This window comes from Pseudomonas sp. TNT2022 ID1044 (assembly GCF_028656895.1).
GTDB lineage: Bacteria > Pseudomonadota > Gammaproteobacteria > Pseudomonadales > Pseudomonadaceae > Aquipseudomonas > Aquipseudomonas reinekei.
In genome coordinates this window covers 141,085-155,478 of record NZ_JAMDHB010000008.1, presented here as the reverse complement: position 1 = coordinate 155,478, position 14,394 = coordinate 141,085, and the positions used below count along the sequence as shown (strand labels likewise).

At 59.8% G+C, this 14,394-nt stretch carries 13 protein-coding genes and 1 pseudogene; 7 read left to right on the top strand and 7 right to left on the bottom strand.

The features are described 5' to 3' along the window. Window positions 1–35: 35 nt before the first annotated feature. Window positions 36–500, top strand: a complete 465-nt coding sequence (gene bfr / locus M5G20_RS12580) for a bacterioferritin (RefSeq protein WP_025109504.1) — start codon at window positions 36–38, stop codon at window positions 498–500. Window positions 501–565: 65 nt separating this feature from the next. On the opposite strand, the gene uvrA is transcribed toward bfr, so the two are convergent. Next, window positions 566–3,400 carry an excinuclease ABC subunit UvrA gene (gene uvrA / locus M5G20_RS12575; RefSeq protein WP_150734588.1) on the bottom strand — a complete coding sequence of 945 codons (2,835 nt, stop codon included), beginning with the start codon at window positions 3,398–3,400 and terminating at the stop codon, window positions 566–568. A 191-nt stretch (window positions 3,401–3,591) separates the two neighbouring features. On the opposite strand from uvrA, the gene M5G20_RS12570 reads away from it, so the two are divergent. The 3 genes from M5G20_RS12570 (at window position 3,592) to M5G20_RS12560 (ending at window position 6,537) form a co-directional block, all read left to right on the top strand. Beyond that, entirely contained in the window at window positions 3,592–4,989 is a 1,398-nt protein-coding gene (locus M5G20_RS12570; RefSeq protein ID WP_273919368.1) for an MFS transporter, read from the top strand. A 9-nt stretch (window positions 4,990–4,998) separates the two neighbouring features. Further along, complete coding sequence (locus tag M5G20_RS12565) at window positions 4,999–5,514, top strand: single-stranded DNA-binding protein (RefSeq protein WP_273919367.1); 516 nt, start codon at window positions 4,999–5,001, stop codon at window positions 5,512–5,514. Between the two features lie 156 nt (window positions 5,515–5,670). Beyond that, a complete protein-coding gene (locus M5G20_RS12560) occupies window positions 5,671–6,537 on the top strand; it encodes a helix-turn-helix transcriptional regulator (protein ID WP_273919366.1) in 867 nt (288 codons plus the stop codon). A gap of 35 nt (window positions 6,538–6,572) precedes the next feature. Here M5G20_RS12560 and M5G20_RS12555 read toward each other — a convergent pair whose 3' ends face one another. Both M5G20_RS12555 and M5G20_RS12550 read right to left on the bottom strand, forming a co-directional pair. After that, on the bottom strand, window positions 6,573–7,070 hold the full coding sequence (locus M5G20_RS12555; RefSeq protein WP_273919365.1) for a YkgB family protein: 498 nt from the start codon (window positions 7,068–7,070) through the stop codon (window positions 6,573–6,575). Window positions 7,071–7,295: 225 nt separating this feature from the next. Beyond that, a complete protein-coding gene (locus tag M5G20_RS12550; protein ID WP_273919364.1) occupies window positions 7,296–7,844 on the bottom strand; it encodes a cysteine hydrolase family protein in 549 nt (182 codons plus the stop codon). 102 nt (window positions 7,845–7,946) lie between these two features. Between M5G20_RS12550 and M5G20_RS12545 the strand changes: the two genes are divergently transcribed. The 3 genes from M5G20_RS12545 to M5G20_RS12535 all read left to right on the top strand — a co-directional run bounded on the left by M5G20_RS12545 (window position 7,947) and on the right by M5G20_RS12535 (window position 11,005). Then, the gene (locus tag M5G20_RS12545) at window positions 7,947–8,939 is read left to right on the top strand and encodes a GlxA family transcriptional regulator (protein WP_273919363.1); all 993 of its coding nucleotides are present in this window, start codon (window positions 7,947–7,949) and stop codon (window positions 8,937–8,939) included. Between the two features lie 232 nt (window positions 8,940–9,171). Further along, on the top strand, window positions 9,172–10,257 hold the full coding sequence (locus tag M5G20_RS12540; protein ID WP_273919376.1) for a DUF3182 family protein: 1,086 nt from the start codon (window positions 9,172–9,174) through the stop codon (window positions 10,255–10,257). Continuing rightward, window positions 10,247–11,005, top strand: a complete 759-nt coding sequence (locus M5G20_RS12535) for an alpha/beta hydrolase family protein (RefSeq protein ID WP_212626442.1) — start codon at window positions 10,247–10,249, stop codon at window positions 11,003–11,005. The genes M5G20_RS12540 and M5G20_RS12535 overlap by 11 nt, the downstream gene beginning before the upstream one ends. 45 nt (window positions 11,006–11,050) lie before the next feature. Here M5G20_RS12535 and M5G20_RS12530 read toward each other — a convergent pair whose 3' ends face one another. From M5G20_RS12530 to M5G20_RS12515, 4 genes and pseudogenes are all read right to left on the bottom strand, one after another. Beyond that, the gene (locus M5G20_RS12530; protein WP_273919362.1) at window positions 11,051–12,037 is read right to left on the bottom strand and encodes a lysylphosphatidylglycerol synthase domain-containing protein; all 987 of its coding nucleotides are present in this window, start codon (window positions 12,035–12,037) and stop codon (window positions 11,051–11,053) included. Then, the gene (gene clsB / locus M5G20_RS12525; protein ID WP_273919361.1) at window positions 12,024–13,316 is read right to left on the bottom strand and encodes a cardiolipin synthase ClsB; all 1,293 of its coding nucleotides are present in this window, start codon (window positions 13,314–13,316) and stop codon (window positions 12,024–12,026) included. The genes M5G20_RS12530 and clsB overlap by 14 nt, the downstream gene beginning before the upstream one ends. Then, window positions 13,313–14,110 (bottom strand): endonuclease/exonuclease/phosphatase family protein, encoded by a 798-nt coding sequence (locus M5G20_RS12520; RefSeq protein ID WP_273919360.1) that lies wholly within the window; start codon window positions 14,108–14,110, stop codon window positions 13,313–13,315. Before M5G20_RS12520 ends, clsB begins: the two co-directional genes overlap by 4 nt. 41 nt (window positions 14,111–14,151) lie before the next feature. Further along, window positions 14,152–14,244 (bottom strand): annotated as a pseudogene (locus tag M5G20_RS12515) (DUF72 domain-containing protein); the annotation flags it as partial. Between the last annotated feature and the right edge of the window lie 150 nt (window positions 14,245–14,394).

Genomic DNA, 14,394 nt, shown 5'->3' with positions numbered 1-14,394 from the left:
AAACTACAGACTTTCAAGCAGGGAGATGTAGGGCGATGCAAGGCCACCCAGACGTTATCGATTACCTCAACACGTTGCTGACCGGCGAACTGGCCGCGCGTGATCAATATTTCGTCCATTCGCGGATGTATGAGGACTGGGGTTTCACCAAGCTCTACGAACGTATCAACCACGAGATGGAAGAAGAAGCAGGTCATGCTGATGCTCTGATGCGCCGCATCCTGATGCTCGAAGGCACGCCACGGATGCGTCCGGATGACCTCGATGTCGGTACAACCGTACCGGAGATGCTCGAAGCGGATCTGCGCCTTGAATACAAAGTCCGCGCCGCGCTGTGCAAAGGCATTGAGCTCTGTGAGCAGCACAAGGATTACGTCAGTCGTGAAATCCTGCGTATTCAACTCAACGATACCGAAGAAGATCACACTTACTGGCTGGAAAAGCAGTTGGGTCTTATCAAATTGATCGGCCTCGAGAATTACCTGCAATCGCACACCTGATTGCTGCGGATATAAAACAGCCCCTGTCACTACTGAAGTGACAGGGGCTTTTTCTTGTCCCGGGTTCAGGCCCGATCACGTTCCAGCAGCGGTTTCAGGTAGAAGCCGGTATGAGATTGCTTCATTTCGGCCACGTCTTCCGGTGTGCCCACTGCGATGATCTGCCCGCCCTTGGAGCCGCCTTCCGGCCCAAGATCGACCAGCCAGTCGGCAGTCTTGATCACGTCCAGGTTGTGCTCGATCACGACGACCGTGTTGCCGTGGTCGCGCAATCGATGCAGTACATCGAGCAGTTGCTGGATGTCCGCGAAGTGCAAACCGGTGGTTGGCTCGTCGAGGATGTACAGGGTCTTGCCGGTATCGCGCTTGGACAGCTCGCGGGACAATTTCACCCGTTGGGCCTCACCACCGGACAAGGTTGTCGCTGATTGCCCCAGTTTGATGTACGACAGGCCGACGTCCATCAACGTTTGCAGCTTGCGCGCCAGCGCCGGCACCGCATCGAAGAACTCACGTGCTTCCTCGATGGTCATCTCGAGGGTTTCGTGGATGTTCTTGCCCTTGTATTTGATCTCAAGGGTTTCACGGTTGTAGCGCTTGCTCTTGCAAACGTCGCACGGCACATAGATGTCGGGCAGGAAGTGCATTTCGACCTTGATCAGGCCATCGCCCTGGCAAGCTTCGCAGCGCCCACCCTTGACGTTGAAGGAGAAACGCCCCGGACCATAGCCGCGTGAGCGCGACTCAGGTACGCCAGCGAACAGCTCGCGAATCGGCGTGAACAAACCGGTGTAGGTCGCCGGGTTGGAACGAGGTGTACGACCGATCGGGCTTTGGTCGATATCGACGACCTTATCCAGATGCTCCAGGCCTTTGATGCTGTCATGGGGCGCGGCTTCCAGCGTTGTCGCGCCATTGAGAGCCGTGGCGCTCAGCGGGAAGAGCGTGTTGTTGATGAGCGTCGATTTACCCGAACCGGAGACGCCGGTCACGCACGTCAGCAGGCCGATTGGAATTTCCAGGTCAACGTTGCGCAAGTTGTTGCCGCGAGCGCCCTTGAGCGACAACGACAGCTTCTTGTTGCGGGGCGTGCGTTTGGCGGGCACCTGGATTTTCACCCGGCCCGACAAGTACTTGCCGGTCAGGGAGTCCGGGTGCGCCATGACCTCGGCCGGCGTGCCTTCGGCGACGATATGACCGCCGTGCACCCCGGCCCCCGGGCCGATATCGACCACGTAGTCGGCCAAACGGATAGCATCTTCGTCGTGCTCGACGACGATCACCGTGTTGCCGATGTCGCGCAGGTGCTTCAGGGTGCCGAGCAGTCGGTCGTTATCACGTTGGTGAAGACCGATCGATGGTTCGTCGAGGATGTACAGAACACCCACCAGGCCCGCGCCGATCTGGCTGGCCAGGCGAATACGCTGTGCCTCACCGCCGGACAATGTGTCCGCGCTGCGATCCAGCGACAGATAGTCGAGCCCGACGTTGACCAGAAATTGCAGGCGTTCGCGGATTTCCTTGAGGATCTTGTCGGCGATTTCACCGCGACGACCGGTCAGTTTCAGTCCGCCAAAGTAATCGCAGGCGTCGCCGATCGGCAGATTGGTCACCGCCGGCAACGTTTTCTCGCCGACCCACACGTGCCGCGCCTCACGACGCAAGCGGGTGCCGCGGCAGTCCGGGCACGACTGGGTACTGAGGAACTTGGCCAGCTCCTCACGCACCGAGGCAGACTCGGTTTCGCGGTAGCGACGCTCCAGGTTCGGCACGATGCCTTCGAACGGGTGCGAGCGTTTGACGATGTCGCCACGGTCGTTCAGGTATTTGAAGTCGACGTTTTGCGAACCACTGCCGTGCAGGATTTGTTTCTGCTGATCGGCCGGCAGCTCGTTGAACGGCACTTCCAGGCTGAACTTGAAATGCGACGCCAGCGACCCGAGCATCTGGAAGTAATAGACGTTGCGCCGGTCCCAGCCGCGAATCGCCCCTTCGGCAAGCGTCAGCTCGCCATTGACCAGCCGCTTGATATCGAAGAACTGCTTCACGCCCAGGCCATCGCAGGTCGGGCAAGCGCCGGCCGGGTTGTTGAAGGAAAACAGTTTCGGTTCGAGTTCGCTGATGGCGTGGCCGCAAATCGGACAGGCGAAGCGCGCGGAGAAGATCATCTCTTCGCCGGGCTCGTCGTCCATCGGTGCCACCAGGGCAATGCCGTCCGCCAGCTTCAGGGCGGTCTCGAAGGATTCGGCCAGACGTTGCTGCAGGTCGGCACGGACCTTGAAACGGTCGACCACCACATCAATGGTGTGTTTTTTCTGCTTGTCGAGCTTGGGCGCTTCGTCCAGCTCGTAAAGCTTGCCGTTGATCCGGGCGCGAACAAAGCCTTGGGCACGCAGCTCTTCAAAGACCGACAGGTGTTCGCCTTTACGCTCGCGGATCACCGGGGCCAGCAACATCAGTTTGCTGCCCTCCGGTTGTGCCAGGACAAGGTCGACCATCTGGCTGACAGTCTGCGCTTCCAGCGGAATATCGTGATCCGGGCAGCGCGGAATACCCACGCGGGCATACAGCAGGCGCAGGTAGTCGTAGATTTCGGTGATGGTGCCGACGGTCGAGCGCGGGTTGTGCGAGGTCGATTTCTGTTCGATGGAGATCGCCGGCGACAGGCCTTCGATGGTGTCGACGTCGGGTTTTTCCATCATTGACAGAAACTGGCGGGCATAGGCCGACAGCGATTCGACGTAACGGCGCTGACCTTCGGCGTACAAGGTGTCGAAAGCCAGGGACGACTTGCCGGAGCCCGAGAGGCCGGTGATGACGATCAGCTTGTCCCGTGGCAGGGTCAGGTCGATATTCTTCAGGTTGTGGGTTCGAGCCCCACGAATCAGGATCTTGTCCAAAGTGGCCTCGCTTGGCGGGCGTCGAAAACGTAGGAGTATACGGCCAAATACTGGATGGATGCACACTATCGAATGATGTCATTGCAGGCTTACATGAAAGCTCTGTCATCTACACGCGGCAAAGCGTCGCGATATACCCTGCCAATCGATGGGACTGGTAGAATCGCCGCCGGTTCACATGAGGTTTTTCCATGCACGATCCCCACAGCGAACGCATGAGTGGCAGCGAGACCCGCGCGGCGAGCGGTCTGGCCCTGGTGTTCGCCTTCCGTATGCTTGGCATGTTCATGGTGTTGCCGGTATTGGCGACCTACGGCATGGACCTGGCAGGCGCGACCCCGGCCCTGATCGGGTTGGCGATTGGCGCTTATGGCCTGACCCAGGCGATTTTCCAGATTCCGTTTGGTTTCATTTCCGACCGCATCGGCCGCCGTCCAGTGATTTACCTGGGGCTGATCGTCTTCGCCCTCGGCAGCGTGTTGGCGGCCAACGCCGATTCGATCTGGGGCGTGATCGCCGGACGCATCCTGCAGGGCGCCGGGGCGATTTCCGCCGCGGTCATGGCGTTGCTGTCGGACCTGACCCGCGAACAGCATCGGACCAAGGCCATGGCCATGATCGGCATGACCATCGGGTTGTCGTTCGCCGTCGCCATGGTGGTCGGGCCCTTGTTGACCAGCGTCTTCGGTCTGTCCGGGCTGTTTCTCGCCACGGGCGGCTTGGCGCTGTTCGGCATCGTGATCGTGATGTTCATGGTGCCGCGCTCCACCGGGCCGTTGCAGCATCGCGAATCCGGCGTGGCGCGCCAGGCTTTGATTCCGACCCTCAAGCATCCGGACCTGCTGCGTCTGGACCTGGGCATTTTCGTCTTGCACGCGATGCTGATGTCGAGCTTCGTTGCCTTGCCGCTGGCGTTGGTGGAAAAGGCCGGGCTGCCCAAGGAGCAGCATTGGTGGGTGTATCTGACCGCGCTGTTGATTTCCTTCTTCGCCATGATTCCGTTCATCATCTACGGCGAGAAGCGACGCAAAATGAAACGAGTTTTACTCGGCGCCGTCGTGACGCTGATGCTCACTGAGCTATTCTTCTGGCAGTTCGGCGATAGCTTGCGGGCTCTGGTGATGGGTACCGTGGTGTTCTTCACCGCGTTCAATCTGCTGGAAGCTTCGTTGCCGTCGCTGATCAGCAAGGTTTCACCGGCAGGCGGCAAAGGCACGGCGATGGGGGTTTATTCCACCAGTCAGTTCCTCGGATCGGCACTGGGGGGTATCCTCGGCGGCTGGTTGTTCCAGCATGGCGGTTTGTCGGTTGTGTTCCTCGGTTGCGCCGGGCTGGCTGCACTTTGGCTAGTCTTTGCTGTTACCATGCGTGAACCTCCCTACGTGACAAGCCTGCGCTTGCCGTTGTCGCCCGAGGCGATCCGCGAAGCGGGTCTGGTCGAGCGCCTGAAGGCCGTCGTAGGGGTAACAGATGCAGTGATAGTCGCTGATGAAGCGGCCATTTACATCAAATTGGACACCGAACTATTGGATCGCACCACCCTTGAGAGCCTGGTGAACAACCCGGCCGGGGCAGCGTGCGTAGCCTAGGAGAACGTAATGGCCCGTGGGGTTAACAAAGTCATATTGGTCGGCACTTGCGGCCAGGATCCTGAAGTTCGCTACCTGCCGAATGGCAACGCCGTGACCAACCTGAGTCTGGCGACCAGCGAGCAATGGACCGACAAGCAAACCGGTCAGAAAGTCGAAAAAACCGAATGGCACCGTGTGTCGATGTTCGGCAAAGTCGCGGAAATCGCTGGCGAGTACCTGCGTAAGGGTTCGCAGGTTTACATCGAAGGCAAACTGCAGACCCGCGAGTGGGAAAAAGACGGTATCAAGCGTTACACCACTGAAATCGTGGTGGACATGCAAGGCACCATGCAATTGCTGGGCGGCCGTCCTCAGGGCGACCAACAGGGCCAGGGCGGCGGTAACAACTACCAGCAATCCGCTCCGCGCCAGCAGGCTCCACGCCCTGCACCGCAACAGCAGCCACAGCGTCCAGCCCCACAACAGGCTGCAGCGCAACCGGCTCCGGATTTCGACAGCTTTGATGACGATATCCCGTTCTGATTCCTGCAACCCGGAATAGAACCTGAAAAGCCCGGCCTCCGAATGGATGCCGGGCTTTTTTTTAACCTGACAAAACTTGCCGGGGTCCAGTCCCGGCCAACCCTCTACGTGCGGTGATACTCTCCATCAGGTGTAGTCCCTGTGAAGAGTTGCCCCATGGATCGCCTTTCCACGTTGTTGTCACAGTTCGGCGTACGAGCAAACCTGTTTTACAGCGGCAAGCTGTGTGGTGTGTCTTCCTATGATGGGGCCGATCAACGCGGTCTTATTCATCTGTTGCAAGGTGGCACTGTCACGCTCAAAGGGCCTGGCAAAAGTGACTTGCTCCTGGTTCGCCCGAGCCTGATTTTCCTGCCGCGCCCGAGTCGTCATCAGCTCATCGCCAGTGAGGTAGAAGGTGCTCAACTGTTGTGCGCGTCGATGCTGTTTGACGGCGGCGTCAGCAATCCGATATGTGCTTCGCTTCCCGAGCTGCTGGTGCTGCCCCTGGATGAGCTGCCACAACTGGCGGACACCTTGAGATGGCTGTTCAGTGAGGCCTCGGGGGGGCATTGTGGCCGGGAGGCGGTACTTGATCGACTGTTCGAACTGTTGATCATCCTGCTGTTCCGGCATTTGCTCGACCATCAGCAGTTGAGTACCGGGATGATGGCTGGATTGGCCGACGTGCGCCTGGCGCGGTCGCTGATGAAGATGCACAACGAGCCTCAACGGCCTTGGTCCGTGGCCGAACTGGCGGACGAATCGAACATGTCCCGCGCCGCCTACGCAGTGCATTTTCGTGCAGTCCTGGGACAAACCCCGCTGGATTATTTGTTGAGTTGGCGGATCAGTCTGGCGCAGAAGCGTCTGCGCGAGGGGCGGCCGATCACGCTGATCGCCGATGAGGTGGGCTATGAAAGTCCATCGGCGCTTGCCCGTGCCTTTCGCCGCAAGACCGGCTGCAGTCCACGGGACTGGATGAAATCACTGACCGTTGAGGGAGCGGTACTTGCCGAAGGCGGCGATGACCTGAATCCATGAACTGATACAGGTCATCGGTGGGCGACGTTGTCAGTTCAAGGCGTCTCCAGTCGGGTCAGCGAGTGGCCCGCCACGAACAGGGACGCAGCAAGCAAACCGATGTCCTTGAGGAGGAACTGGCCTGGCGCTACGGTAATGGCCGGGAAACCAAGACCGGGCTCAATCACGCCGGGTGTCGAGAACATGAAACTCAACGTGGTGAGAAACAGCACGGCCGACAAGGCTCCTCCGATCAATGAGAGTTTTGGCGAGAGCAAACGACCGGCAATCAGTACGCCGATCGAAACCTCCAGGACACCCAGCAAACTGGAAAACAGATCGACACTGAAAAGCTGATAGACCCAACCCAGGAACGGGCTGTTGCTCACCAGCGGCACCAGCCCCTGTGCTTCGTAGTGGGTGAATTTCATTCCGCCGAACCAGAAGTAGATAACGATGAGGGCGAAGTAGATGCCGTAGGTCCCGATCGCCATGGTGGTCAGACCGAGGTTTTTTTTCGTCAGGCTGTCAGTGCTAATAGTCGTGCTGTTCATTGTTCAGGCTTCCAGTGAGTTGTCTTGGACGTGGCATGGGTGAAAGCAACACTCCTGCGCGGATGCGTTGGGAGAGGGGATATTGTTGGCTTCGGCATGACTCTTCAGGGTTCTGGCAGTATTGCGTTCGATGCAGATCGTCCAGACTCACTGGTAAAAAGCCCATGGCATTGCGGCCATGGGCTTTTGCTTTTTTGATGCGGGCTAGCCCTGGCAAGCGCTCAATTAACGGGCGAGGAACTCATCGGTGGACACCACGCTGGCATAGGCAAAGCCCAGGGCCGACATGAAGGCGGCATGAACATGTGCCGCTGGAACGGTTACGCCGTTGAATTCGAGGTCACGTGAGGCACACGCATCGTGGATCACCGTGACGCTGTAGCCGAGGTCGTTGCCGGCGCGGGTGATGCCATCGATGCACATATGGCTCATGCTGCCGACGACCACCAGTTCCTTGATGCCTTGCTCGTCGAGGATTGACTGCAGTTCGGTTTCGCGGAACGAGTTGACGAAGTGCTTGAGTACCACGGGCTCGTTGGCCTGGTTGAGGACTTTGGGGTGAAGTTTTGCGCCTTCGGAGTTCGGGGTGAAAAAAGGTGCTTGCTCGGAGGTGAATTCGTGGCGGATGTGCACCACCGAATCACCCGCTTCGCGGAAGGACTTGAGCAGGCGAACGGCGTTGTCTGCGGCGGCATCGGCGCCGACCAGCGGCCACTTGCCTTGTGGGAAGTAGTCGTTTTGGATATCAACTACGATGAGTGCTTGTTTGGCCATGACTGTGTCCTCGAAGTGCGGTTTGGGTGTGGAATGAAGTATTGGCTTTGGCAGGCCTTTCGAGGATTGGCCGCACCGACAATAGAAGGGGGAAAACTGACAATGGACGCACAAAGGGCAATCGCCGAACTGGGCGTGTTGATCTATCCCGGCGCGCAGATGGCGGCGGTGCATGGGTTGACGGACCTGTTCGGGGTGGCCAACCGGATCGCCGAGGAGCATCAGGCCACGCATTTGCCGTTGTTGCGCGTCAGCCATTGGCAGGTCGAGGGTGATCAGGCGCCGGTGCGGGTCTACGACAGCCACCCCGGTACCGACCGCGCATTGGTGGCGGTGATGATTCCTCCGTCGATCGCCGGGTTCTCCGAAGGCCAGGCGCCGCAAAAATTGCTGGGCTGGCTTCGCCAACAACACGCCAGCGGCGCGACCCTCGGCGGTGTCTGCGTGGGGTCGCTGCTGTTGGCCGAAAGTGGTCTGCTCGACGGTCGCAGCGCCACGACCCACTGGACCTCGGCCAAAACCTTTGCCGAGCGCTACCCGGCGATCAAGCTCAAGGCCGATACGCCGATTGTTGACGATGGTGACCTGATCACCACCGCCGGGCTGATGGCCTGGTCCGAGCTGGGCCTGCGTCTGGTGGATCGTCTGCTGGGACCGAGCATTGCCACGGGCACCGCGCGTTTTCTGGTGGTCGAGCACAGCGACAGCGCCAGCGAGTGCGGCAGCAACTTTGCGCCGATCCTCAACCATGGCGACGGGGCGATCCTCAAGGTCCAGCACTGGCTGCAAAGCACCGGCGCCACCGACGTTTCGCTCCCGACGATGGCTGAGCGGGCCGGGTTGGAGGAGCGCACGTTTTTGCGCCGGTTTCGTGCGGCCACGGGGCTCAAACCCACCGAATACTGCCAGCATTTGCGCGTCGGCAAGGCCCGGGAAATGCTTGAATTCACCAATGGCACCATCGATCACATTGCCTGGACCGTGGGCTATCAGGATCCGGGGGCCTTCCGTTCGACGTTCAAGAAAATTACCGGGCTGGCGCCGAGTGATTACCGGACGCGGTTTGGGGTGACGCCGAGTGTCGCGGCTCGGTAGAGGCATCACTACCAATCCCCTGCAGGATTGTGTTGACCCCAATCGTGCAAATTGCAGGAAATGGCGTAGCGGTCGTGCAGAATAAAGCAGGCGTCCTGCCATCACCGATCCTGCAACCGACTGATTGGAAAAACCTTTTTCAACCGCTTCGGTTGGCCTGATCTCTGCACCCCCAACCACTACATTCATCTAGCGCCGAGGGGGATGCATGACCCCACCCAACCGCTAGAAACTGGTGGTCGCCCACTCTGTGCACGCCGATGCGCCGCTGCATGAAGTCGAAACCAACCGCGCACTGGCCCGCTGGCTGGCGCAAATCCTTGGGCTCAAATTCGCTGGCAGCTACGACCCGCAACAGCATGACGGTCGCGATCTTTACCTGCTGCCAACCCAAACCCTGGTGGGCGCCGAGGCCGCTCGGCAATTGGGCGTCAAGGGCCCGGAAGATTTATGGGGCGGGTATGTCGAGCATGATTTCATCTGTACCAAAGCCATCAGCCACGGTTTATTGAACCATCACGCCCATGCGCCGAAAGGCTGGGCGCCGCTGTTTTCCGAACGGGTGCGCAGTGTCGTACTCGACGGCCTCAGCGTGTTTTCTTTCGAAGATGCACGGCCGGCGGCGGAGCACTTGCTGTACACCGGGCCCATCCGTCTCAAGCCCATTCATGCGTGTGCCGGGCGCGGTCAGGAAGTGATCAGCAGCCTCGATGAATTTGATGAGGTCCTCGCGCGCCCCGAGGCCAACGCATTGTTCACCGAAGGTGTCGTGCTGGAGCAGGACCTGGACCAGGTGATCACCCACAGCGTCGGTCAGAGTTTTATCGGCGGCAAAGTGCTGAGTTATTGCGGTGATCAATACTTGACCAAAGACGCCCACGGCGAAGAGGTCTATGGTGGTTCCAACCTGCTGGTTGTGCAGGGCGACTATGACGAGTTGCTGAAACTGCACTTGCCGGAGGATGTGCAACTGGCGATTCATCAAGCGCAAGTGTTCGACAGCGCCGCTGATGAAGCCTATCCCGCGTTTTATGCCTCGCGGCGCAACTACGACATCGCCCAAGGCGTGGCCAGCGACGGCAAGCAGCGCAGCGGCGTGCTCGAACAATCCTGGCGCATGGGCGGTGCCAGCAGCGCCGAAGTGGCGGCGTTGCAGGCCTTTTTCAATGACCCGGGAATGCGCGCCATTTGCGTGTCCTCGGTGGAAACCTACATCGACCAGCCGCTGCCTGCGGATGCCATCGAGGTGTACCGGGGACCTGCGCACGACAGTGAATTTCTTCTCAAGTACGTAACGGTCAAATCCTATGACGGCTAGAAGCGAAAGCATTCAAATCGACATCGACGATGAACAAATGAGCGGGACGTTCCTCAGTCCCAAATCAAAGGTCCCCGGCGTGCTGTTTGTGCACGGCTGGGGCGGTAGTCAGGAGCGGGACCTGGAGCGGGCCAAGGGGATTGCAGGCCTGGGATGTGTCTGTCTGACGTTCGACCTACGCGGCCACACCGGCGGCACCGGCATTCCCCTGTCGCGGGTGACCCGCGAAGATAATCTGCGTGACCTGCTGGCGGCCTACGATCGCTTGCTGGCGCACCCGGCGCTCGATACGTCGGCCATTGCCGTGGTGGGCACCAGTTACGGCGGTTACCTGGCCTCGATCCTGACGTCGTTGCGCCCCGTGCGATGGTTGGCTCTGCGGGTGCCGGCGCTGTATCGCGACGATAAATGGCACACGCCAAAGCGGGATCTGGACAAGCTCGACCTGCGCGATTACCGCAGTACGCTGGTGCGCGCCGACAGCAATCGCGCCTTGCATGCTTGCTCGGCATTCACCGGGGATGTGTTGCTGGTGGAATCGGAAACCGATGACTACGTCCCCCACGCGACCATCATGAGTTACCGCGCGGCGTGCCAGCAGACGCATTCGTTGACCCACCGGATTATCGACGGTGCTGATCACGCACTGAGTGATCCCGTTTCACAGCAGGCTTACACCTCGATCCTCGTGGACTGGATCACGGAAATGGTGGTGGGTGAGCGGTTGAGCATTATTCAGTCCAAGTGATGTTCTGGTGTTCTTTTGGACACCTTCGCGAGCAGGCACCGCTCATCACTTGGGTTTCTTCGAAATCCGCAGCGACTTGGCCTTGGCCTCCACCAGCAAATACATCACCACCGTGATCAACAGCGGCAACAGAAAATAAATCGCCCGATACGCCAGCAACCCCGCCACCAGACTCCCCTGTGATGCCTCGTGCTGCAGCAACGCGACGAACACCGCCTCGAGCACGCCGAGGCCGGCGGGGATGTGCGTGATGACCCCGGCGATGGCGCTGATCAGCAACACGCCAAGCACCAACGGATAATCCAGTTTGCTCGGCAGTAAAGTGAATATCACCGCCGCCATCAGTGACCAGTTCAAGGCACCGAGGGCCAGTTGCAGGATCGCCATGCGCAGCGACGGCAGATTGATTTCCACGCCGCGAATCGACCACTGCCGACGCCTGGAAAACTGGCACGCCGCCAGATACCCGGCACTCACCAACAGCAGCAGCACGCCCACCGCTTGCAGGGCACCGCTGCTCAGTTTCCAGCCGGGCGGCATCCGCACCAGTCCGCTGCTGAACACCACACCCGCGATCAGCATGTAGCCGAACCAGTTGGTTGCCAGGCTCAGGCCGAGGATTTTCGCAATGTTGGCTTTGCTCACTCCAAGCCGCGAATACAGGCGATAACGCATGGCGATGCCACCCACCCAGGCGCTCAGGTTGAGGTTGAAGGCGTAACTGATGATCCCCACCGGCAGGATCTGTTTCCACGTCAGGTCCTGGCGGATGTAAGTGCGGCCGATCAGGTCGAAACAGGCATACACCAGAAAACTCACCGCGGTCAGGCTCGACGCGATGATCAAGGTGCGCATTTTGAAATCAGCCAGGGTTTCGAGCACTTCGGCCCATTCGATGCGCTGGGCAAACATCGTCAACAGGACGATCAGCGCCAGAAAAAACAGCAGGGTCAGCGGTCTTTTCCAGCGGCCCAGACGCGACTTGGCCGGGTGATCGGCGTGGGGCGCCGCGTGCGCTTCAGTGCGGCTCATGTTGATCGCTCCCGGTCGGAGGGGTGAACGCTTTCAGATGTGGTTTATGGGCGGGCAACCACCCGGCCCAGGCCGGAAAATGCCGCAGGAAGTGGAACACCAGAAACCCCACGGTCATGTGCCAGATGCGCCCGCGCGGAGCCTTGTCCACCGACATGGCCTGGCAATGGTTGTCGCTGAGTTCTTCGAGCCGTTCGAACAGGTCACGGTTGAACGCTCGGTCGCGGATCAACACGTTGGCCTCCAGGTTCATCGACAGGCTCAACGGGTCCAGGTTGCTGGAGCCGACGGTGCTCCAGTCTTCGTCCACCAGTGCGACTTTGCCGTGCAGTGGCCGGTCGCAGTATTCGAAAATTTTCACCCCGGACTTGAGCAGGTAATCGTAGGTCATGCGCGCTGCCAGTTTGGCCACCAGCATGTCCGGCTGCCCCTGCAGAATCAGGCGCACTTCAACCCCGCGTCGAGATGCGTTGCGGATTTCCCGCAGCAACCGGTAGCCGGGAAAAAAGTACGCATTGGCGATGACCACGCGCCGCTGCGCCGTGCGCAACGCCAGGCGGTAAACCTCTTCGATGTCGGTCGAGTGCTCGGCGTTATCGCGGTACACCAGACGCACCTGGCCATCGTGATCAGTCACGGCCAGTTCCGAGCGACGTTGTCGTCGACGTTGCCACCAATATTTGGCACGCGCCGGGCGACCGCATTGCAGCAGGGCGAAGTGATGAATGTCGGCCACCGCCGGGCCTTGCACTTCAACCGAATAATCCTGCTTGGCCTCGGGACCGAAATCGGCCAGATGGTCGGCGGAAAAATTGATCCCGCCGATGAACGCGATCGTCCCGTCCACGACCACGATCTTGCGGTGCAGGCGCCGGAACCAATTGGTGCGAATGCCCAAACGCTTCGGTGCCGGGTCGAACATTTGCAAGTGCACGCCGGCACCGCTCAGGGCGGTGAGAAAAGCGGTGCTCAGTTCGCCGCAGCCAAACCCGTCGAAACTCGCGGTGACGCGCACGCCCCGTTGAGCCGCTTCGATGAGCACCTCCTTCAATTCATTGCCGACCTTGTCCTCAAAGACAATGAAGGTTTCCAGGAGGATTTCGGTTTTGGCCTGGCGCATCGCCTCGAACACCCGAGGGAAATAGGCTTCGCCGTTTTCCAGCAGTTCGACCCGGTTATTGCCTTGCCAGCCGTACTCGACGTCGACCGCCGTCGGCGCACTCGTGGGGGGCGTAGCAATCGTTTCCAGCGTGGTTTTTTCCATCGACGGGATGCTCATAGCTCGATCTCCACCGAGAGCGGTGCGTGATCCGAAAGGTGGGACCAGGGCCGGGTCGTCAGCACTTGCGGACGGCTGGCCTTGAGGTTGCGCACATAGATGCGATCCAGGCGCAGGGCCGGCAGACGTGCCGGAAAACTGCGCGCCGGTTTGCCGTGGTGCTGGGCGAACACTTCGTGCAGTCCGCAGGGTTTGAGCAGGTCATCGGCGCGCTGGCGCCAGTCGTTGAAATCGCCGGCGACGATCACTGGCGCATCACTTGGCAGTTCCTCCAGGCGCCGGGCGAGCAACTTGAGTTGTTCATTGCGGTGGGTTTCACGCAGGCCCAGGTGAACACAGATTGCGTGGACCTCCGGCCCTTCACCGGGCAGGCGCAGTACGCAATGCAGGATGCCGCGATTCTCATGACCGCTGATGGACACGTCGAGGTTGTCATGGCGAACGATCTGGAATTTCGACAGCAGCGCGTTGCCGTGATCGCCCGCCGGATAAACCGCATTGCGTCCGTAGGCAAACTGCGGCCACAGCGTGTCGGCGAGAAATTCATACTGCGGCATCGCCGGCCAATTGCTGTAGCGCTTTGGGTGCTGTTCGTGCGTGCCGTGGACTTCCTGTAAAAACACCACGTCAGCAGAGACGCTGCGCACCGCTTCACGCAACTCCGGCAAAATGAAACGGCGATTCAATGCCGTGAACCCCTTGTGTGTGTTGACCGTCAGCACGGTAAACCGGTGCACCGCGGTGTTGACGGACGTTTGCTCGTCCGTGACGCCGATCGGCTCGGAAATGCTCATGGCAGCACTCCTTCGACCACGGGTTGGCCGGGAGCGGTGAGCAGATTGCGCTTCTGGGGTAAGCCCTTTGGGTTGAAATCCCCCCGCCAGGACGTGTAGCGCCAACCTGAAATTCCGATGTGAATCACCGCCATGTCGCCTCCCGTCTGAGTGCCCCATTCTTTTCCTGACTGCGGGGCGGTGACGAAAGTTTCGGTGGGGCTATAAACGGTATGCGTTGGCGAGATTGCCACATCACCTGCAGGCGCCGGCTTGCGGGCGATAGCGCGAAGATCGCCGGGCAG